Raw genomic sequence first — 22703 nt, 5'->3', positions numbered from 1 at the left:
ATAATGGACGAATCATATATTGAAGTTAATCTCGGCATCCTGCAACAGGGGGGCATTCTTGTCCTTGTCCGACAGATTGAGGATGGCCGGGTCTGTGATCTTCCAATCCACACCGACCGCAGGATCGTCAAAACGTAACCCGCGCTCATGGGTAGGCGTATAAGGATTATCGACCTTATAGGTAAAGACAGCCTCCTCGCTCAATACGTGGAAACCGTGGGCAAATCCCTGCGGGATAAAAAACTGGCGTTTGTTCTCTCCCGATAACTCTACTGCTACATACTTCCCGAATGTCGGGGAACCTTTACGCAGATCGACGGCTACATCCAGCACGCATCCTTTTATAACACGCACCAACTTAGACTGCGAATAAGGCGCCAACTGGTAATGCAATCCTCTCAACACGCCTTTCGAGGAGCAAGACTCATTATCCTGCACAAACTCTACTTTGCCAATATGCTCTTCAAACTCCGCCTTCTTCCAAGCCTCCATAAAATAACCGCGTGCATCTTTAAATACTTTCGGTTCAATGATCCACACACCGGGAATTTCAGTTTCAATATATGTCATTATCTTATTGTTTATGCTAACAGATGACAAAGTAACTTCTTTTTCCTTACTTCTCCAAACCTCCCCGAAAACAAAAAGGGAGAAAAAGATTTGCATAATCCAAATATATTATCTTTCTTTGCACTCGCAAAACCGGAATGGTTGTTTTGAAAATGTATTGGTTCCTTGGATGAGTGGCTTAGTCAGCGGTCTGCAAAACCGTGTACGGCGGTTCGAATCCGCCAGGAACCTCTTAGTAATTGAAAATTCAAAGTTGAGAATTGAAAATTACTTTTTATTATTTCATATCGGTTCCTTGGATGAGTGGCTTAGTCAGCGGTCTGCAAAACCGTGTACGGCGGTTCGAATCCGCCAGGAACCTCCAAAAGCAAGAAAGGATTAGAAAGAAATTTCTAATCCTTCTGTTTTTTTAAGTACTTACATCTTCTGTGGTAGAAGGATTGGAAGAAGAAATAGAGCAACCGTAGAGAAGGTAATACGCTTACCTTGCAGGAAACTGCCCTTGTAGTAAACGAAGGTGTTACGATTTCGGGTAATTGAGATAGCAAAGTTAATAATTCCGTAAACGTTTTTGTTAAGAGGATTTTTTATTTTTGTTCCGTAATTGGGAATTAAAAAGATAATATTATGCATTACAAGGTCACGACACTCGTAGAGAATGCGGTTTACGGGCGAGAGTTACAAGCGGAGCATGGGTTGTCGTTGCTTATTGAAAGCGGCGGGTATAAAATATTGTTCGATACGGGGCAGTCGGATCTGTTTATCCGTAATGCGGCACTTTTGAATATCAATATTGCGGAGGTGGATTTCCTTATCCTGTCGCATGGGCATAGCGATCATACAGGGGGATTGCGGCATTTCCTTTCTGCCAACAAGAAAGCTCCGGTTATTTGCAAACAGGAGACCCTTTACCGGAAGTTTAAAGATAAACGGGAGAACGGAGCCATCGACTCCAACCTGTTGGACTTATCCCGCTTCCATTTTATCACCGGACAGACGGAACTCATTCCCGGGCTGTTCCTTTTTCCGGACCTTCCGGTTATGAATCCGGAAGATACTCACTTCGAACGGTTCTTTACGCAAACACATGAAGGAGTTGTTCCCGATATTTTCAATGACGAACTGGCTATCGCACTGGTAGCGGAAAATGTGTATTCCGTATTAAGCGCGTGCTCCCACCGGGGAATCACCAATATTCTCAGGACTGTACAAAACAGTTTTCCCGGATACGCACTCAAACTATTGGCCGGAGGCTTTCATATCCACAATGCCAAAGACGAGAAATACAGCATCATAGCAGATTACCTGAAAAATAATCTGCCGGAACAGATCGGTATTTGTCATTGTACGGGTATAGACAAATACGCATTGTTCCGGCAGACATTCGGGGACCGTGTATTCTATAATTACACGGGAAATACGTTTTATTTATAAATCTTAGCAACCCAACCACCGCCGGGAGCCATCTTTACCTTTATCTTGCGATCGGCGGGAACCGGTATAATTTCCTTTTTATAATCGCAGGCGGCACGATCGGCATTGATACCGTCTTTGAACAATTCCAGCTTATAATTGCCGTCACCTAAGAAAGACAAGTCGAGTTCTATCTCGCGTGCATCCCAGTTTGTCAGAGCACCGACATACCAGTTATCACCATGAAGGCGGGCAAGAGCGACATATTCACCGACTTTACCATCCAGCGCAACCGTCTTTTCCCATACAGTCGGGATATCGGCGATAAATTCCGTACATTCGGGTTCCCGGTTGTAGTTGGAAGGATTGTCGCACAACATATTCAGCGGAGATTCAAAGATCACATAAGTAGCCAACTGGTGGCAACGCGTTCCCTGGCTCATCGGTTCGGTATAGACAGGAGCATAATTCTTACGGATCGCATTGCGCATGGCACCTTGTGTATAGTCCATCGGACCGGCAACCATACGGACAAAAGGAATCGTCACGTCGTAAAGCGGCATATCGTATGTATTGGCAGCCCATTTCATATTCTCCAAGCCATGAACGCCTTCGTAGTTGATCACGTTCGGATATGTACGTTGCAAACCAGTCGGTTTACAGATACCGTGATAATCCACCATCATCTTATATTTGGCACAAGTTTCGGCACCTCTGTAGAGGAAGTCGATGATCTCCTGGTCGTCGCGATCCATAAAGTCAACCTTGAATCCCTTCACGCCCATATCGGAATAATGTTTCACCACTTTTTCCAGATCACGGTCAAATGCGTGATAACCGGCCCAAAGAATAATGCCTACATTCTTGGATTTACCATAGTTCACCAGTTCCGGGATATTGATCTCCGGAATAACCTGCATCAGGTCGGCAGCCATGTTGACAGACCAGCCTTCATCCAGGATTACATATTCAATGCCATGTTCAGCGGCAAAGTCGATATAATATTTATAGGTTTCATTGTTGATACCGGCGCGGAAATCCACATCGTAAATATTCCAATCGTTCCACCAGTCCCATGCAACCTTGCCCGGTTTCACCCAGGAAACATCCTGCAAGCGGCAGGGAGAAGCCAACCGATAAACCATATCGCAATCGGCCAACTGCTTATCGTCCTCAGAAACGACAAACACACGCCACGGGAAAGCACGCGTGCCGCTTGTCCTGGCGATATAATCTTCACGTTCTTCCACCAACATCTGCAGATTATTGTGTCCGCCTTGCTTTTTCACTTTCGGATAAGGAGCGAACACCGGTTTCAGTGCCGGTTTGTCAGTCGAGTTATTCAGGAACATACCGGGATAATCTTCCAGGTCGGCCTCGGTGATACAGAGTTTCTTGCCACCGTCCAGTTCTACTAAGAACGGCAGGATCATCAGGCGTTCGCTGTTCAGCTTCGTGATCGGTTCGTGTACATAAGGCTGCTCGAAGGAGTTCATGAATTGTTCTTCGAAAGTAGTCTTCTTGCTGTTCACATAAGGCGCAAAAGCCGTATGGTCGGAAGAGAAATTATAGTCGGCTTCTTCACCCACCACAATAATATCATCCTTCATCTTCGTCGTGAAACGATAGGCCAAACCGTCATTATACATACGGAAAACAAGACCGTAGTTACCCCGGAACGACAATGTCATTTCATTATAGACATCCTGCACTTCCGTCTTTTTATAGAAAGGAGAAGGGATCACCTTATCGACTGCCGCTTTCAGCACTTTCGATACTTTAGGATGGGCACCTAAAACGACTCCATTCTGCAGCGTCATGGAGATCGGAGAGGCGGCCAGGACTTCTGTCCCGTCGTGTGTAAATGAAAAACGAATATCATCACCAACCGTAACAATAGCTTGTAGTTTTTTGTCCGGCGATTGCAACTGATAGCTTTTCTGTGCCATCAGCGACATACTCCCCATCAGGAAGAGCGCAATAAGAGCTTTTATTTTCATGGCTTTCAAATTTAATTAACCGGCGGCAAATATACAGGAATAATCAGGAAATACTTTTGCAAAATTGTCTTATCTTTGTTGATATTGTATCATAATACGGTTATTAAGGAGATAACAACCATGAAAAAGCTTATTTGTTTATTGTTTTGCTGCCTGTTTTTCCTTCCGGCCGCTGCCCAATGGAAATGGCACAACCCGATGAAGGCCGGTTTTCCGGTTATCCAGAATCAGGGATTCACAAAAGAGATCGGGGATTCTTACACGCGCTTGCCCGGACGGGCTAAAGGCGTGGTGAGCGAACCGGTATGGAACCTGTCAAGGCATTCGGCCGGACTCGCCATTTATTTCTACAGTGATGCTCCTCGGATCAAAGTCCGCTATGCCGTTACCGGCGGCCTGAATATGCCGCACATGCCTTCGACCGGAGTGTCGGGAGTCGACCTCTACAGCATTAACAGCGACGGGGAATGGCGTTTTTGTTTCGGCAATTATTCTTTCAAGGATACGATCACCTATACATATAATAATATAGGTAAAGACCGCTATCACAAACAAGGCTTCGAATACCGGCTTTATCTGCCTTTGTATAACGGAGTGGAATGGCTGGAGATCGGTACGCCCGAAGATGCGGAACTGGAATTTATCCCGGTTTCCCCAGAAAAGCCGATTGTCCTGTACGGAACTTCGATAGCACAAGGAGCCTGTGCGTCCCGTCCGGCAATGGCGTGGGGAACGATCCTCCAACGTTCGCTGGACTATCCGCTCATAAACCTCGGCTTCTCAGGCAACGGCAAACTGGCGAAAGAGGTGCTGCAATTCATCGGCGAGACGGATGCACGGCTGTATATACTGGACTGTATGCCGAACCTGATCCATGAAGACGAAGCCCACGTCACCGAACTCGCCATTGCCGCCGTCAAGCAATTACGGGAAAAACGCTCCGCCCCTATCCTCTTGGTCGAGCATGACGGATATAGCAACCAGCAGACCGATACCCTGCAATACAAACTATTCGCCAAAACGAACCGTGCCTCCCGCAAAGCATACGAGCAGCTTCAATCCGAAGGGGTCAAAGATGTATATTACTTATCCTACGAAGAACTGGATATGCCTTCGGACAGTTGGGTCGATTACGTCCATCCGTCCGACTTCGGGATGCAACACCAAGCAGTTGCCGTAGAAAAGAAAGTACGCGAAATCCTGCACATCCCGGCCGGCACAATTGCTACCACACGCCCAGTCACGCAACGCCGCGAACCCGGCATGTATGAATGGCGTGCCCGCCACCGCGCCTTTTTGGAACATATTGCCAACCATCCGCCAAAAGCGGTCATTTTAGGAAACTCGATCACCCATTATTGGGGCGGCGAACCGGAACACCGCAACAAAAACGGACGGGAGACCTGGGAAAAGGTCATGCGTCCTGCCGGTTTCCAGAACTTAGGCTGCGGATGGGACCGTATCGAAAATGTGCTTTGGCGTGTATACCACGGTGAACTGGATGGTTATGAGGCCGGAAAAGTCGTATTGATGATCGGCACGAACAACTGCGGCCTGAACAGTGACAAAGAGATCGTCGAAGGCCTCCGCTTCCTCCTTTCTGCCATCCATCAGCGCCAACCGAAAGCATCTGTCAAAGTGATCGGCATCCTCCCCCGCCGTAATCAGGAGCAATGGGTAAGGAACATCAACTTCGATATTAAGGAGATGGTGGAAACGGAAGGCTATGAATTTGCGAATCCGGGAACCGCCCTATTACAGCAGGACGGCAAAATAAACGAAAGCCTGTTTATCGGTGACGGCCTCCATCCGAACGACAAAGGGTATGAATTAATTGCAGGAGAGATCTCTTCCCTCAACAAAAGTTTTTGAAAAATAATCCTTCATTCCTTCATCTGTACACTTAAATATGTCGTATTCACGTTATTACAGATGAAGGAAATGATGTGATTCATTCATCTATCAGCAACTATTAAAATCAAATAGCCAAGCTCTTAGCATAAAGCTACCTGCTTCTTTTTCTCCTGCCAGCTGTCGAACGCTTGTTTGACAACTGTAAAACGCTTGTCCGACATTTAACGAACAAGCGTTTCACAACTATCAAACAATAACAATCATAAATACTTTACCTTTAAAGTTCTTACTTACAAGATAGTAATGCCTCAGATGAAGGAATGAAGGATTATTTTTCAAAAACTTTTATTGAAGAGATGTGTCTTTCATCCCTCTCAGGAACAGGAGACGTGCAACCCGTCGTAAGCCAGATGGACATGAGGCGGCAACTCCTTCTCTACCTCCGCGTGCAATCCGATACGGTGGCTCATGTGGATCAGGTACGTCTCCTTCGGTTTTATCCGCCCGACATTCGCAAGAGCCTCCTCCAGCGATTCGTGCGTAGGGTGAGAACCCCGGCGAAGGGCGGTCAGGATCAGTACATCCAGGCCTTCCAGCTTGGCATACTCTTCTTCCGGGAGATATTTCACATCTGTCAGGTAAGCCATATTTCCGATACGGTAGCCTAAGATCGGCAGTTTGCCATGCATCACCCGGACCGGCGTAACCGGGATTCCGGCAACCACAAAAGGCTCGTTTTCGATCCGGTGAAGTTCCAGATTCGGAACTCCGGGATATTTATGGGCGCGAAATACATACGGAATGCGCGTCTCGATAGCTTCTGCCACATTGTCCTCCGCATACACGTCCACCCCCTTTTCCCGGCAAAAGGGGCGAAGGTCATCCAGTCCGCCGACATGATCATAATGTTCGTGCGAGATCAGGACAGCATCCAGGTGATAAGTCTTGTTGCGGATTACCTGCCAACGGAAATCTGGTCCGCAATCCAGCAAAATCCGTTTACCATCCGTCTCCACCAATACGGACGTACGCAGACGCCAATCCCGCTTGTCCGGACTGGTACATACTTCACACTGACAACCTATTTCGGGAACTCCGGTAGAAGTCCCCGTTCCTAAAAACGTAATTTCCATCTATCCTACATATTTTACCTCGGGCATAATCTCGATGCCGAACCGGTCATGAACAGCCGTACGAATACTTTCGGCAACTAATGCGATCTCATGTCCTCTGGCTTCTCCTAAATTAACCAATACCAATGCCTGCTTTTCATATACTCCGACCGAGCCATGCGATTTACCTTTAAAACCACATTGTTCGATCAACCAGCCGGCCGGCACCTTCACCTTTCCCTCTCCTGCCGGATAGGACGGCATATCCGGATATTGCTTTTTCAGCTTCTCGTAATGGACGGCCGGAATCACCGGATTTATAAAGAAACTGCCGGCATTTCCCAATTCGTCGGGATCAGGCAATTTCTGGCGACGGATCGAGATCACGGCATCCCGCACGGCTTGCAACGTCAACCCTGGATATTTGGCAAGTTCATCCTTCAGATTACCATAATTTACGGAAAACCGAGGCTTTTTGCTCAAACGTATATTTATATAAGTAACAATATGCGGATCGTTATGCTCATCTTTGAAGAAGCTATTCCGGTAACCATAGAGGCATTCTTCATTTGTAAACGTACGTTTCTCGAACGAAAGCTGGTTATACGTCTCCACCGTCTCGATCACATCCTTGATTTCCGCACCGTACGCTCCGATATTCTGGATAGCGGCAGCTCCGGCTTCGCCCGGAATATCGGACAGGTTTTCTATTCCGCCCCAACCGTTGGACACGGCATAAGCGACCACGTCGTCCCATTTCTCGGCAGCCCCGATACGAAGCAGGACGGAATCGTCCGTCTCTTCCACAACAGAAATACCTTTAATCTGCGAATGCAGGATAATCCCGTTAAAATCATTTATGAACAGCAGGTTACTGCCGCTTCCGATATGCAACGACAAACATTCCTGAAAATATTCATCCCGGAAGATCCGTCCCAACTCTTCTTCATTCATATATTCCATAAACCAACGGGTCTTCACCGGAAGGTGAAAAGTATTATGTTTCTCCAGCGAATAATTCTCTTCTATTCTCATTTTACGTAAGTTTTATTTTGCAGGACAAAAGTAACGATAAATATCAAATCAATCAGCAGGTATATAAAAAAGCCTTTCAAAGTAACGTGACCAGAGGCTATTTAACATTTTTTGTTTCGCAAATCGTAACAAATGCATATACGCGTTGTTAAATAAGAAATGAACGCTGATTTCTTTATATGCAAAAAGATATACAACATATCAATGAAATGCGTACATTTGTCTTGAATATCATTAATTAAATAGAAACATTCATGAACAAAGCAGAATTGATTGAGGCCCTGGCCCAGAGATCGGGATTACAGAAACAAAAAGCGAAGAAAATGTTGGATGCTTATGTTGACATCGTAACAGAAGCTATGTCTCACAATGAGGAGATCGTATTAATCGGTTTCGGTACATTGATACCGCGTCCGCAAACTGAGCGTTTAGCCCGTAACCCAAAGACTGGAACACCGGTTATGATCCCGGCCAGAACAACTGTAAAATTTAAACCGGGTAAATATTTGCTCGATGCAATTAACAAACCCGGAGAAAAGAAGTAATACTTTTTAACCTGACAAAGGGAGGCAATCTAAAAAAGGTTGCCTTCTTTTTTGCGACCTGTACAAATTATGAGTAATTTCGACGCCAGAAAATGACAATTTAATCATGAAGATAGTTAATCTTGGAGAATCAAACTCAGTGTTAAACCGGTTTGTAGCAGAATTGCGCGACGTCAATATACAAAAAGACAGTATGCGCTTCCGCCGTAACATCGAACGGATCGGTGAAATAATGGCTTACGAGATCAGCAAGGATTTTACCTACAGTACAAAAGACATTCAATCTCCCTTAGGGATAGCACCGATGAATACTCCCGACGACCAGATCGTCATCAGTACGATCCTGCGTGCCGGACTCCCCTACCACCAGGGCTTTCTCAGCTATCTGGACAATGCTGAAAATGCGTTCGTATCTGCTTACAGAAAATATAAGGACCGCCTGAACTTCGATATCCATATCGAATATATCGCTTCTCCCCGATTAACGGATAAAACATTGATTATAACAGACCCCATGCTGGCTACCGGCAGTTCTATGGAACTGGCCTACGAAGCATTGCGCACCAAAGGTCATCCGGCACACATCCATGTTGCTTCCATCATTGCGAGCAAACAGGCAATCGAATATATCCAACGTAAAATGCCGGACGATATCACTACCGTATGGGTAGCGGCTGTCGACGACGAACTGGACGACCATTCTTACATCGTCCCCGGTTTAGGTGATGCCGGCGATTTGTCTTACGGAGAAAAAGAATAAGGTATAAATTTAACGGGGTAAAGTAAACCAGAAACGGGATCCCTTCCCTTCTTCGGACTTTACTCCGATTTTTCCGCCAACCTGTTCAATTATGCTCTTGCAGATCGAGAGTCCCAGGCCTGTCCCCTGCTTGAAACTATTCCCTTTATAGAAACGGTCGAACACATGTTGCTCCACTTCCGGCGACATCCCGTCTCCGGTATCTGTCACTGAAAATTCGACTTCATTTCGGTGCACTTCGTAATCAAGAACAATCGTTCCCTTACTGGTATGCTTGATCGCGTTATTGATAAAGTTGGATATGACCTGTGTCAACCGCACTTTATCACAACGCATAATATAAGAAGGCAGATCAGGAGCCATACAAAGCGCGACTTCGGCCGGTACTTTGATTCGCATTGAAACAACCAGTTCCTTACATAACTCGCGCAGATCAAGATCGACAAGTTTCAATTCCATAATACCGGATTCTATTTTAGCAAGATCCAGCACATCGGAAATCAATTGCAACAACAACTCATTATTTTTCTGGATAATCTCGACAAACTGCATCTTCTCTTCCGGATCGTCCGTATCGACCAGCAAAGTCGAGAAACCGACGATTGCATTTAGCGGTGTCCGGATTTCATGGCTCATATTAGCAAGAAATGCAGATTTCAAACGGTCGAGTTCTTCGGCCTTTTCACGTTGCTTCTGTGTTTCCTTCAGTTCGGTTATATCATAATTCACACAGATCATTTCGAGTCTGTCCGGATCGGTCGATTGCGTATTCCGCATTACATTCACACGAGTCCATCGCCATCCATCTCCATCCTTGATCCTCAATTCCTGCCGGATGCTGGAGGCTTTACCTTGTTTTACCCGCTCAAAGAAGTCGAACATCACTTCCCGGTCTTCCGGATGAATATTATTGTAAATACCAACCACTTGCGGTAAAGGCGTTCCCTCTATTTCTCCCAAATTCTGATACCATTGATCAATTGCATAGCCTTCACAACTTAACAAATCGAACTTGGCATATCCCACTTTGGCGAAACGACTGACCAACCTGAAAAAATGCTCAAACTCTTCGATACGGTTATAAGCAACTGTCTTGTCGGTATTATCAAGGTTGATAAACATATAATTGATCAGATTCCCATTCGCATCGTAAAGCATGCTAACCTTTGTAAAAATATCAATAGATCCGCTTTTGGCTGTCGAATAATAATCTTCATCCTTGATTTTATTAAACGAATAACTCAACCGGAAAGAGACAGGTTCTCGGTTTCTCAACTTCTCTCTGACTTCTTCGGGAATTATCGGATTTTCATAAATATTGATGCCTAACACGGATTCCTTCGAGGAGAGGCCAAATATTTCAACATCCATATTATTCATATCCACCAGATAGCCATTCTTATCATACAGTTCAATACCTACCGGGATATTCGTATAGATATTCCGAAGCAACTTTTCACTATGATCCAGAGCCTCATTTGTACGAGCCATCTTCGTTATGATACTGATAATATTGGTAATTGAAGAGAGCCATTGATAATCTTCCAGACTCCACATACGGTTGTTGTCCACAATATCGATACCCAAATAGCCCCAGGATGCACCTTTAATTATCAAAGGGATCAGGATCAGGGAACGGACGCCTCTCATTTCCAGATAACGTTTTTCCTCTTCCGCCTCCAAAGGCAACTCATCCAGGTTATTGACCAGAACCGGATAAAGCTTTTGTATTTTCTTGGTAGACCAGGGCAATGTAGAAAGAGGTATGTTCTGCAAAGTATCACGGACAGGAGAAACGCCTTTGCTACAAACTTCATGGGTACAACTCAAAGTATCCCCATCCCCGTACTCCATGATATACGCACGTCCTTTTGTATAGATCGAAAACAGGATTTCAGTAAGTGCCAGATGGATCGACCGGTGCAGATCATTTGTCTGAATAAAGGAATGCAAGGCTCGTGAAAGACTTCCTAAATGCCGCAAAAGCCCGTCCACCTGACTGTTTTCAACTGGCTTATCTGCGTCTTCTTCACTAAAAGGGATCAATTGCAAAATACCGAAAGCCTTTATTTTGCCTTCGGCATCCATATCCCGTTTGTATATCTTGGTACGGACAAATCTATATCCATAACATGTCTTTATCGGAAAAATTTGTTCGTAAATACCTATTTCTTTAAAAAAGGAGAATTCATTGGCAATCCGGCTCCGGTAATCTTCGCGAATCAAAGTAAGAAAATCGCTTATGGGCACTTTTGGTCCTTTCAATTCCAACAGGCTGATCAGGAAGTCCGAACAGATATAACATCCCGCTTCGAAATCTGTCTCCCACCATCCAACCTGGGCACAATCTAATAATGTCTGATACTGGTCTGTTTCCATGAAAAACTCTTTTGCTATTACCCATTTGTTACTATCACACAAAAGTCGCTATAATAAATCAGATCAACAAATTTTATTTATCTTAATATTCAAGGTTTTTGGGGATCCAAAATGTAGAAAAAAAAGTTGCAGTACGAGCTAATGCACGCTCATACTGCAACTTAACAAACACATATAAAAGTGTTATTTCAACTCTTTAATGCGAATATTGCGGAATTTGACCGGAGAGCCATGACCTAAGAAACCGATATGTCCTTTCTTATTGAAAAGTCCCGGATGTTCTTTGTGGTCGGCAGTCCCGTTCTTTGTCGCTTCGCGAATATTACCTTCCATGATAACCACACCATTGACCGTCACCTTGATATTATCTCCATCGGCTACAATTTCTTCATAATTCCATTCGCCAGCAGGTTTGAACGCACTATGGTGATCTGCCTTAGCCGGGATAATTCCATAAACGGAACCATGATGCTGCAAAGGAGTGATATCCTTGTAAATCGGATGTTCGCAATCCAGAATCTGGATTTCCATGCCGGCATAAGCAGCATCCCCTTCCATCGGAGTACGGATACCGACACCGTTATTGGCACCCGGAGTCAATTGGAACTCGAAACGGTACACGAAATTACCATATTCGTTTTTCGTATATAAGTTACCGCCGTAGCTTTTGCTCGGAATCATGGAGATGCAGCCGTCTTCCATCGTATAGTCCACCGTATTGCCCGTCCATTCGTGCATGTTCGTGCCGTCGAACAAAACCTTAAAGCCTTCTTTCTCTTCTTCGGCCGAAAGTTTGAACGGTTCCTTACGTTCCAGTTCTTTCACGTAAATATTGCGATAATACACCTTGCTTCCATGAGCCTGGAGTTCGATTTGTTCGATCGGGGAAACCGGAAGTTTACGATCCCAATAGTTTTCCATGATCACATCGTCTACGACCTTTTCTCCGTTCAACAATACAGTCACACGGTCACCGACCATTTTGATATAGAAGCTGTTCCATTCGCCCAGTTTATTATCAGCGACTTTAGACGGCTTGCTCTGGTTCACCTGGTTGTTGTACAATCCACCGGAACCGACCTGTGCCCCTACGTTTACACGCGAAGTATCCCAAATCTGCACCTGGGGCGTGCCACGCAGATAAATACCGGCATCCGCTTCAGGGCCGGCCGGATCGAGCATCCAGTCCACGTACATCTCAAAGTCGCCATATTGTTTTTCCGTACACAGGTTATCACCCTTACCATTGAACACCAGCATACCGTCTTCGACGCTCCAACCTTTACGCATGACTTCATCAGCCTTCGCCTGCTCTTTGGCTAACTGCGCCGGTTTCATTTTTGCCCGGGCAATCGGATTCTGCACCAAGCCTTTCCAGCCGGTCAGGTCCTTGCCGTTGAACAATGAAACGAATCCTTCACCCTGCGGCATTTCGGCCAGATGTTTCTTGATCGCTTCCTTTTGATAGCCGGCATCCGGATTATCAAGCACATCCATCACCTTGTTCAGCAGAGCACGGACATTTGCACCTGTATATTCCTTATTTCCCAAAGCAATATTCATAACCGCATTGGCGGCAGCCTGTTGTACGGGCTTCTGATCCAAGAATTCACCGGCATACAACATGCCCAGGTATGTTCCGGTATTTTCAATCTGTTGGAGGATTGCGATCTTTTGTGCATCCGTTTTAGCAATTTCCATTGCCTTACGCAGGCTTAACAAACGGTTTTCTCCCGTAAATGCAGGATTGGAAACCAATTTCACATAAGTAGTGAGAGCCGGACCAAAATAATTGGAGGATGGATTTTCCTTACAGATCGTATATAATTCGTCCGCTACTTCAATACCCTTCCAGTTCAACAAAGCCTCGAATGCAGCATCCCGTTTAATACCCGTATTGGAACGGAAGCCTTTCACAATTGTTGCCAGTGCTTCCGGTTGGGCGGTAGAAGACAAGACCAGATAATACAAATAGTCCTTATTACCTGCCTGCAACATACGGCGTGTCACTGTTTCGACCTGATCGACAGCCGGAAGAGAAGACAAAGCGGAAATAACAGCCCGTTGCATAGGAGGAACAGCCAATGCATCGGCTGTTTCCAACATACCGCACATATTGGTTATATCGCGTTCTCCTACCACATCTTTCAAGGCTACATAAGCCGCAGCTTTCACTTCAGGAGAACCTGTTTGTATCTGATCCAATACGGTATTGATATTGGCAGTAGCTTTACGCATAGCCAGCAATTCGAGTCCAGCTATTTTACCTGCATTGGTAGCGGAAGAGACGGCTTTCGCCACTGCTCCGTCGATATCTCCGGGGAAAGCGGTCAAAGCATCCTGTCCCAACAAGACAACTTGCTTGTCTTCGTTCTTCAGCAATTCGGCCAACGAAGGGATATAAGACTTATCGCCTATCTTTACCAATGTCCAGGTAGCAGCCTGCTTCACGTCAAAGTCTGCATCATTGAGCTGTTCCAACAGGATTTGCTTGGCAGGAAGATCGAAACGTATTTCCAGATTCCGGATAACGTCATGCTTGGAAGGCTTCTTGGCCTCACGTCCGATCCAGTTCAGAATATCTATTTTCAGTTCCGGCTTTGCCTTAGGAACCATTTTCATAAGTTCGATATACAACTCCTTATCTGCATAGCAAGATGCGTAATTCAAAGCTGCGTTCCGGTAATTCTTGCTCGGATCCTTCATTGCAGCGATGACCATCTTGGAAACTTTAGCAGGTTCCTCGGCTGATAAAAGTATCTGCAAAGCAGCTTCACGTGTCTGTTCCTGTCCGGCTTTGGCCGCTTCTTTCTGCAATTTCTTAGCAGCTTTCATAACCGCATTCCGGTCAGTCTCTACCAATCGTTTCAGCAAAGCGATATAGGCTTCGTTGGCGCTGGTCACTTCCATTGTATAACCGGCATTCTCGGCAGCTTTTGCCAAAACCGGCAATGAGTTAGGACCTCCTACACAACTCAACGCAAACAGAATCTCTTTCTGCATATTCGGATCGGATGCTCCCTCCAATGCCAACAAAATCGTTTCGGCCTCTTTCACCTTGGCATCGGCAATCGCACGGATCACATCTTTCTGTGTTTTCGGGGAACCGGAGCGGCTCTTCAAGGCTGCGACCAATGCCTGTCCTGCCTTTTCGCTACCGTTAGCAGCCAGAGCACGGGCAGCGGGACCGCTCAATGACTCGTCATTCAGATAAGAAGCCAGTGTATCTATACATTCGTCTTTTCCCAAGATCTGAAGTTGGCGGATAATAAAAGCTTTTGTTTCGCGCTCGTTCACCATTTCGAGTGCTTTCAGGTAAGCATTTGCCGTCACTAACCGGGCATTTTCCTCTCCTTTCGCCATAACGTAATGCGTCAGGCCGCTCAAGGCATAGTCTACATTCGAGTTACTGCCTTTGCCGGGTGCATTTATCATGTTTACCAGCATCAGAACCCCTTCTTCGCCGGTAGAACTCAAATCACCAATCAGTTTATTGTATGCCGCTTGTTTCGCCGCAGGCATCTGAGCCAACACATCGGCAGCGGTCGTTTTGGCCGTACGGTTGGCCGGAGTCTGCGCCATCAGCATGCTTCCGCATAACAGTAAGGCAGCTATTGATATATATGCTTTTCTCATTATGTTTCAAATTTTGAATGAATTAAATATTCCAGGGTGCTCTCATCGGCTGGTCCAGCAAACGATTTGCAGCCTCGTCGTCAATAAATTCAAGTTTTACAGGATCGAAATTCAGTGTCCGGTTCAAACGCAGAGCGGTTGCTCCCATATTGACAATAGTCGCCGAACGGAAACCATTCCGTTCGTTCAAGGCAAACGGCTGACGTGTTTTCACACATTCAATAAAGTCTGTAACCTGTGGTTCGGGTTCGGGGAAGTCGGCAAGCTTCTTCTCCCAATCAGGAATATCGCATACAAAATTCTTATATACATTACCTTTCGGCCCGGCAATATACGGCGTATTCGGATCGCCGAAATCACCACCCCAAAGGACAATCTGGCAACCATCATCATAGGTATAAGTGATGGAACGCCAAGTTCCGACAGCGTCCGGATGCTGTTGCGGGGCATCTACCTCCACTTTAACGGGGCTGGTATCGTCTTTGCCTAATATATATTGTACGGGATCGATGTAGTGCTGTCCCATATCTCCGAGCCCACCGCCGTCATAATCCCAATATCCACGGAAAGTCTGGTGTACGCGATGCGGGTTATAAGGCTTATAAGGAGCCGGGCCGAGCCACATATTGTAGTCCAGCTCTGCCGGAACCGATTGTGGTTCGAGATATTCTTTTCCTACCCAGAAAAACTTCCAGTTAAAACCGGTATGTGCACTGATCGTCACTTTCAACGGCCATCCTAATAATCCGCTTTGCACGAGCTTCTTCAACGGTTTGACAGGAGTACCCAGTCCGTAGAACTGGTCTGTAAAACGGAACCAAGTATTCAGGCGGAACATACGTCCGTATTGCTGAACAGCCTCCATCACACGCTTTCCTTCTCCGATCGTACGTGTCATCGGTTTTTCGCACCAGATGTCTTTTCCGGCTTTGGCAGCTTCGACCGACATGATACCGTGCCAGTGAGGCGGAGTGGCAATATGTACGATATCGACATTCGGGTCCAGAATCAAATCGCGGAAATCATGATAAGCGGCTATTTTTTCCTTCACCAGTTTCTTTCCCAGTTCAAGGTGATTTTTATCGACGTCACAAACGGCAACCAAACGTGTACCGGCATAGTTAACATGACCTCTTCCCATACCTCCGGTACCAATAATACCTTTAGTCAATTGATCACTCGGAGCGATATACCCGTTTCCCAATACGTGACGCGGCACAATCGAAAAGAGCGCAACCCCTCCAAGGGTTTTCAGAAAACCTCTTCTGCTTGTTCTCATAGTAAAAATAATAATTTATATAGATTAGCAACTAATTATTTTAAAATATAAGCAATATCTGACAAATATACTATTTTTCTAATAATTCTTGCAGATATTGACGTGTTTTTATAACATAATCATGTCTTGCACCGTTCAATTCGCACTCAATAGTCAATGCTCCTTGAAATCCTTGCTTCTTCAATTCGGCTATGACAGCCGGGAAATTCACCTCTCCGGTCGGGATAGGCACTTCAGCTCCTAATTCATACGGGTTGTTCGGATCCGGATATTTACCATCCTTGGCATGAAATTCTTTGATCAGGCTCCCGAATTGCTTCACGGCATCCAGAGAATTGGCTTTCCCGTACATTAATAGATTAGCCAGATCGCAATTGATAAACACATTGCCGGTTGCTATATCTTTAATGGCACGGATCAAAGTCGTCGGGGTTTCCTGTCCGGTTTCGAAATAGATCATTACGCCACGTTGCTTGGCATAATTCGCCAAATCCTGCATAACTTTAATAAAACCCTTGTACTGTTCGGAAGAGGGATCTTCCGGAATAAAACCGAAATGGGAGTGCATAGCGGGAACTTCCGCCATTTGGCAGAAATCAATCATTTCATGATATTCTTTAATTTTTTCTGCGCGTTCTTCTTCCGGAACCAGACCGATCGTTGCCGGTCCCTGGCGGAAATTCCACTGGCTCTTACTTCCCGGAACACCGACCACCGTCGTCACCTTGATATCATGTTTCTTTGATGCAGCCTTTACTTTTTCCGCAAAATCTTTTGTAAACGCTTTTTTCTGATAATTAAGCTCACAAGAGCCGAATCCCTGATCATGAAGATCTTTAAAGCTTTTATCTATATTACTCATGTCATACTGGATAACGCCAATCGTTATCTTATCCTGAGCCATTATTCCTGAGCAAATAAATAACAAAGCAAAAATCAATAAAGAAAATTTAGTTTTCATCTCCTGATATAGATTAAGTTAATAAACAATGAGAATAAAAAAGAGGGACAACCAAAGGGTTGTAAGTCTTTTTGGTCTCCCTCTTTATTTTAATCTAACAAAAGTAATAATTTATTCCATTGTAGGGTTAAAAGTACCTCCCCAATTATTATTTTGTTCGAGATTCAAATCCGACATGATCAATATCCTGGATTCTGTTCTAATTTCGGATTCAATGATATTTCACTATCAGGAATAGGCAACAAGTTATTTTTATTTAGATCATATCCATTCGGAAACTTAACCTGTATCAACTCTCCCATACCACCAATTACATCACACGGATAAAACTCAGGACCAGCATTCCAACGTTTTATATCATCCCAAAATTGTCCTTCCAGAGCCAACTCTATACGACGTTCATGGCGCAAAGCCTTACGAGCTTCCACCTGCCCTATTCCTTTTTTGATCAAAGGCATTTTCACATCATCCCGTTCTGAACGAATACGGTTAATCAAATCAATGGCGCCGTCTATATCCGTATTAGTTTCAATCAAAGCCTCTGCTTTACATAACAAGACATCTCCATAACGGAGGATCATAAAATCAAGAGGAGACTGGTTTGCAACCACTTGCATTGTTTCAATCGTGTATTTACGTATACCAAAACCAACTTTTTGCCCTGTATGATTCTTTATTTCAACTGGATATAATTGACCTTGGAAATAGGCCCCCGGACGCAAAATCGTAAAATCCAAACGAGGATCCCGGTTTTTATAAGGATCAGCCGAATCCACAGGTGAACCATCTAACGTTTCGTATTCATCAACTAACAATTGAGTCGGAGCAACAGAATTAGAACCATCCATTCCATATTTTAAATTCTGGGGTTGCCAATGCCGATCAAATGAATTACCCTGAGAGAAAGCGCCATCCATAAAGCAAAGAGCAAACAATGTCTCATCATTTCCTTCATTTTCATACTGAAATAGTCCATAATAAGAGGGGAATAATTTGTATTTTCCAAGAGCATCAATTTTATCACAATACTCCAAAACTTTATCCCACTGAGAGGTATACAAATATGATTTCATCTTCATACCCAATGCTGCCCCTAATGTGGCATGTCCATTTACAGCGGCATCTTTCGGAAGCCGTTTGATCGCTTCGTCAAAATCAGCATGTACCTGAGCCCAAATTTCCTCAATAGAAGCCCGTAATACATTACGTCCTTCTTCTGAAGTAAGCGTTTGCGTAACAAGTGGAACTCCACCGTACGACCTGACTAACAAATTATAAAAAACACCTCGCAAGAAATAGATCTCACCCAGCATGACTTCTTTTTCAGCTTCATCTAATCCTTCTACCTTATTGATATTTTCAAGAAAATAGTTTGCACGATAAATTCCACGATAACAGTATTTCCAACGTTCGGAAACAATTGCACCGGAACCGGAGAAAATAGAACCGTCACCTACTTGCATATGTTGTCCTTCCCAATGAGCCCACTGATAAGCATTAGGGGTACAGGCATCTTCACCTCCGCCGTATCCATATACATAATCATTCCTCAAGACATTATAAACACCATTCAAAGCTAAAGTCGCATCTTCAGGAGTTGTCCAGAATGTTTCACTTGTAATCTTATCATCCGGAAGGATATCCAAATAACTCTCACAACTGCTAAAGCCTAATGTTGCGACAGATAATATTATTGTTACTATTTTTTTCATATTTCTATATATTAGAATCGTTCAACATTAAAAAGAGAGATTTAAGCCTATCGAAAAAACACGAGGTATCGGATAATGTCCATATCCGTCAGCAAATGTGTCTCTCTCCGGATCAAATCCTTCATATTTATCACTTACAATCGTGAATACGTCTGTTGCATTTACATATACATAACATTTTTGCAAAAACATCTTATTCGCCAAAACCGTAGGTAAAGTATAGCCCAACTGAACATTTTTCAATTTAAACCATGACATATTACAAGTCCAAAAAGAAGATTCCTGACGGTTCCATGTATCATTCACTTTTATAAGTGGCAGTTCATTTGATGGATTATCTTTCGTCCAAGCATTACGCCATCTTTCCGTAATCGTACCTCCTGAAATGCCAAGTGGTTCCGTCCATGCGTTTTTGAAATAACCATGAACACCTGCTACGCCTGCGAACTGGAAATTCAAATCAAAGTTCTTCCAAGACAGACTTCCATTAAGACCATACGTAAATTTAGGTATCGTATTACCAATTTCCTGCTTATCCTTGTAATCTAATTTACCGTCACCATTTACATCCTTATATTTCAAATCACCAGCGGTCGGCACATATCCATTGTCATACATATGTTTCTGTGCTTCTTCATTCGTCTGGTAAACACCTTCCTGAATGAAACCGTACAATGTTTTATAAGAATATCCTTCACGGATCAGATAAAGTTGATCAGGAGACTTTCCTCCTCTGAATTTGGTAACTTCATTATCTACATATGTTAAATTAGCACCAATGCTATAGTTGAAATCCGAAGCAGCGATACGATCCTGCCAGTTAACATTTATCTCCAAACCCTTATTTTTCATTTCTCCCACATTTTCAAAAGGAGCAGTCAAGCCACCCAATACAGTCGGAATAGGAAGTTGTACAATAATATCAGATGTTTTCCTTACAAAATAATCAGCTTCTATATTCAATCTGTTTTTCAAAAAGCCTAAGTCAAGACCGATATCTGTAGTAGTTGTTGTTTCCCAAGTGATCATTGGATCAACTAATCCAGTAACAGCTGCTCCAGGAGCCAGTGTATTGTTGAAATTATAGCTATTTGCATAATCTTGTGTCAACACTGTCAAATATGGGAAATAGTCACTATTACTGGCATCACCGATATTCTGGTTTCCCAATTTTCCCCATGAAGCACGAATTTTCAAATTATCAAAAACCTCCAGCTTTTTAATAAACTCTTCTTCCCCCAAACGCCATCCGGCAGAAAAAGAAGGGAAATATCCCCAACGATTTCCTTTTGCAAAACGGGAGGAAGCATCTGCTCTCAAATTGACTTCTGCAAGATATTTTCCCATTAAGGCATAATTTATACGTCCAAAATAAGAAAGCATACGCCATTGGTATTTATTACCTATTGCAGTCGGATTCTTTGTACCGGAACTTACCTGATGCAAATCCCCCTTAGAAGGATCCGTTTTGGATGCTTCGGTCACTCGCTTGGTTAGTGCTTCCTGCTGGTACCCAAGTAAAGCCGAAACATCATGTATCTCGCCAAAAGTTCTATTAAAATTAATATTGGCAAAAAATGTAGAATAGAACTCATCCGATACTTTACGGTAAACATTCAATGTAGAAGGAAAATCCAACGGTTTACTTTTATTAGAGCCATCCAAGTCGGTATAACAATAATGAAGCTGGTTATATTTATCCTGATTATTATTGTTGTATTGACCGCTATATTGTGCAGTCAGACTTAAGCCTTCCATAAAATCAATCGTTGCATATACATTTCCTTTCATAAAATCATTGATAGATTGATTCTGTCCATTATATAAATCTGGGAAAGGGTTACGGGTATCTACAATCGGCTGTCCGGCTTTATCACCTGAAAGGTATAAAGCTTGAGTTCCGCCAAATGTTTTTCCATCCTGGAGATAAGGCGTAGAAAACGGATGTCCATTCGCCATCATATAGATAACACGTCCAATCCCATCATAAGGTTGATTGGTCACTTTTCGCATTAAACGTGCTCTTGCACCTAAACGCAACCAGTTACTCACCTTCGCCTCCGTATTTACGGTTAAGCTATAACGTTCCGAATCCGTATTCTTCACTATACCGTTATTCTTCAAATAGCCCAATGATATATAGCTATTTGATTTTTTCCCACCTATCGTTGCAGATAAATTATGCTGAGTAGTAAACGAGTTATGAAATACTTCATCAAAATAATTCGTACTCGGATATTTATAAGGATCATTTCCATTCCGGAAAGCCTGAATTACATCATCCGGAAACAAAGGATTGCTACCACTATTTGTAAAAGCAGAGTTCCAAAGCTCCATATACTCAGGACTATCCGTAATGATATTATATCTCCGTCCTAATTGTTGCATACCGAAATAGCCGGTATAATTAACAGAGACCTTATCACCCGAACCTTTCTTTGTCTCAATCAAGACAACACCATTCGCTGCACGCGAACCATAAATAGCGGCAGATGCTGCATCTTTCAGGACTGTAATGGAAGCGATATCATTAGGAGCCAGTTCAGCCATTCGTCCTTCCACTCCGTCGATAAGAACCAGCGGGTCTGTGTTATTCAACGTACCATATCCACGAACTCTGATTGTCGCACCATCAGAACCGGGAGCACCTGAATTCTGGCTAACCCAAACACCGGTAACTTTTCCGGATAAAGCCTGAGAAGGATCAGTAATAGGCCTATTTTCAAGTTCCTGGCTATATTTTACAGTGGAAACAGAACCTGTCAGATTTGCTTTTTTCTGCACGCCATATCCTACAACTACAACTTCATCCAGTTTTTGTGTATCTTCTTTCAAATTGATATTCAATACACTCTTTCCAGAAACCGGGATTTCCTGATCCAAATAACCAATGTAAGAAACGACTAATATTGCACCTTCCTGAATATTGTCAAGTGTAAATTTACCATCCGCATCGGTAACCGTTCCATTAGTAGTACCTTTCACTACAATATTAGCACCGATTACAGGAATACCAGATTCATCAATTATTGTTCCTGATACTTTTTTATTCTGTTGTGAGACTGCTAAAACATTATTCACAACTTTTACACCTTTTAATGTTGAATTATCTTTCAAAAAGATACGATTGTCTATAATCTTATAACTAATGTCAGTATTATTAAAAACCCTGTTTAAAACATTACTTATAGATTCGTTTTTCATGTTAACCGATATATTCCTAATTTCCTTATTCAATAAAGATTCATCATAAGAAAATTCATATCCGGTCTGTTTACTGATATGTTCGACTAAAACACCAACTGTCGTTTTATTTAATGACAGTTCCAAATTTACATAAGTTTGGGGGGAGCTTACAGCCAATGATGGTGGAACAACACCAAGTAATAAAACTAATGTCGCAATATATGCTTTGCTCTTCATAATATGTGATTTATAAATTAGTAT

14 protein-coding genes, 2 tRNA genes and 1 pseudogene are annotated in these 22703 nt (G+C 43.7%); 7 read left to right on the top strand and 10 right to left on the bottom strand.

Annotated elements, in window-relative coordinates; genetic code table 11:
- Positions 1–12: 12 nt before the first annotated feature.
- Positions 13–570, bottom strand: coding sequence for a dTDP-4-dehydrorhamnose 3,5-epimerase (gene rfbC, locus ACPYIV_RS03355; protein ID WP_293740779.1), 558 nt, complete (start codon positions 568–570; stop codon positions 13–15).
- A 159-nt stretch (positions 571–729) separates the two neighbouring features.
- Between rfbC and ACPYIV_RS03350 the strand changes: the two genes are divergently transcribed.
- The 4 genes and pseudogenes from ACPYIV_RS03350 to ACPYIV_RS03335 all read left to right on the top strand — a co-directional run bounded on the left by ACPYIV_RS03350 (position 730) and on the right by ACPYIV_RS03335 (position 2004).
- Positions 730–801: transfer RNA gene (locus ACPYIV_RS03350), tRNA-Cys, on the top strand.
- Positions 802–859: 58 nt separating this feature from the next.
- A tRNA-Cys gene (locus tag ACPYIV_RS03345) sits at positions 860–934 on the top strand.
- Positions 935–1026: 92 nt separating this feature from the next.
- A pseudogene (locus ACPYIV_RS03340) lies at positions 1027–1104 on the top strand (Fic family protein); the annotation flags it as partial.
- 93 nt (positions 1105–1197) lie between these two features.
- Positions 1198–2004: an MBL fold metallo-hydrolase gene (locus ACPYIV_RS03335; RefSeq protein WP_425885523.1), complete on the top strand. Its 807-nt coding sequence runs from the start codon at positions 1198–1200 to the stop codon at positions 2002–2004.
- On the opposite strand, the gene ACPYIV_RS03330 is transcribed toward ACPYIV_RS03335, so the two are convergent.
- Complete coding sequence (locus tag ACPYIV_RS03330; protein WP_301827697.1) at positions 1995–3983, bottom strand: glycoside hydrolase family 97 protein; 1989 nt, start codon at positions 3981–3983, stop codon at positions 1995–1997. The genes ACPYIV_RS03335 and ACPYIV_RS03330 overlap by 10 nt on opposite strands.
- Positions 3984–4103: 120 nt before the next feature.
- Here ACPYIV_RS03330 and ACPYIV_RS03325 point away from each other — a divergent pair, with 120 nt between their 5' ends.
- Complete coding sequence (locus ACPYIV_RS03325; RefSeq protein ID WP_425885521.1) at positions 4104–5855, top strand: SGNH/GDSL hydrolase family protein; 1752 nt, start codon at positions 4104–4106, stop codon at positions 5853–5855.
- A 356-nt stretch (positions 5856–6211) separates the two neighbouring features.
- On the opposite strand, the gene ACPYIV_RS03320 is transcribed toward ACPYIV_RS03325, so the two are convergent.
- Both ACPYIV_RS03320 and murB read right to left on the bottom strand, forming a co-directional pair.
- The gene (locus tag ACPYIV_RS03320) at positions 6212–6970 is read right to left on the bottom strand and encodes an MBL fold metallo-hydrolase (protein WP_293732607.1); all 759 of its coding nucleotides are present in this window, start codon (positions 6968–6970) and stop codon (positions 6212–6214) included.
- The gene (gene murB, locus ACPYIV_RS03315) at positions 6971–7984 is read right to left on the bottom strand and encodes a UDP-N-acetylmuramate dehydrogenase (protein WP_425885518.1); all 1014 of its coding nucleotides are present in this window, start codon (positions 7982–7984) and stop codon (positions 6971–6973) included.
- A 254-nt stretch (positions 7985–8238) separates the two neighbouring features.
- Between murB and ACPYIV_RS03310 the strand changes: the two genes are divergently transcribed.
- Positions 8239–8529 carry an HU family DNA-binding protein gene (locus ACPYIV_RS03310; protein WP_186930332.1) on the top strand — a complete coding sequence of 97 codons (291 nt, stop codon included), beginning with the start codon at positions 8239–8241 and terminating at the stop codon, positions 8527–8529.
- A gap of 106 nt (positions 8530–8635) precedes the next feature.
- A complete protein-coding gene (gene upp / locus ACPYIV_RS03305; RefSeq protein WP_293732609.1) occupies positions 8636–9289 on the top strand; it encodes a uracil phosphoribosyltransferase in 654 nt (217 codons plus the stop codon).
- 9 nt (positions 9290–9298) lie between these two features.
- On the opposite strand, the gene ACPYIV_RS03300 is transcribed toward upp, so the two are convergent.
- From ACPYIV_RS03300 to ACPYIV_RS03275, 6 genes are all read right to left on the bottom strand, one after another.
- Positions 9299–11668 (bottom strand): ATP-binding protein, encoded by a 2370-nt coding sequence (locus ACPYIV_RS03300; protein ID WP_425885515.1) that lies wholly within the window; start codon positions 11666–11668, stop codon positions 9299–9301.
- A gap of 183 nt (positions 11669–11851) precedes the next feature.
- On the bottom strand, positions 11852–15304 hold the full coding sequence (locus ACPYIV_RS03295; RefSeq protein WP_425885513.1) for a DUF1080 domain-containing protein: 3453 nt from the start codon (positions 15302–15304) through the stop codon (positions 11852–11854).
- A 22-nt stretch (positions 15305–15326) separates the two neighbouring features.
- Positions 15327–16583, bottom strand: a complete 1257-nt coding sequence (locus tag ACPYIV_RS03290) for a Gfo/Idh/MocA family oxidoreductase (protein WP_293732615.1) — start codon at positions 16581–16583, stop codon at positions 15327–15329.
- Positions 16584–16653: 70 nt separating this feature from the next.
- Entirely contained in the window at positions 16654–17544 is an 891-nt protein-coding gene (locus ACPYIV_RS03285; RefSeq protein ID WP_293740422.1) for a sugar phosphate isomerase/epimerase family protein, read from the bottom strand.
- 179 nt (positions 17545–17723) lie between these two features.
- On the bottom strand, positions 17724–19256 hold the full coding sequence (locus tag ACPYIV_RS03280; protein WP_425885510.1) for a RagB/SusD family nutrient uptake outer membrane protein: 1533 nt from the start codon (positions 19254–19256) through the stop codon (positions 17724–17726).
- A gap of 27 nt (positions 19257–19283) precedes the next feature.
- The gene (locus ACPYIV_RS03275; RefSeq protein WP_293740420.1) at positions 19284–22679 is read right to left on the bottom strand and encodes a TonB-dependent receptor; all 3396 of its coding nucleotides are present in this window, start codon (positions 22677–22679) and stop codon (positions 19284–19286) included.
- Positions 22680–22703 lie beyond the last annotated feature (24 nt).

The organism is Parabacteroides vesiculifaciens (assembly GCF_049860805.1).
In the GTDB taxonomy this organism is placed as follows: Bacteria; Bacteroidota; Bacteroidia; order Bacteroidales; family Tannerellaceae; genus Parabacteroides.
This window is presented reverse-complemented; position numbering and strand designations above follow the sequence as displayed.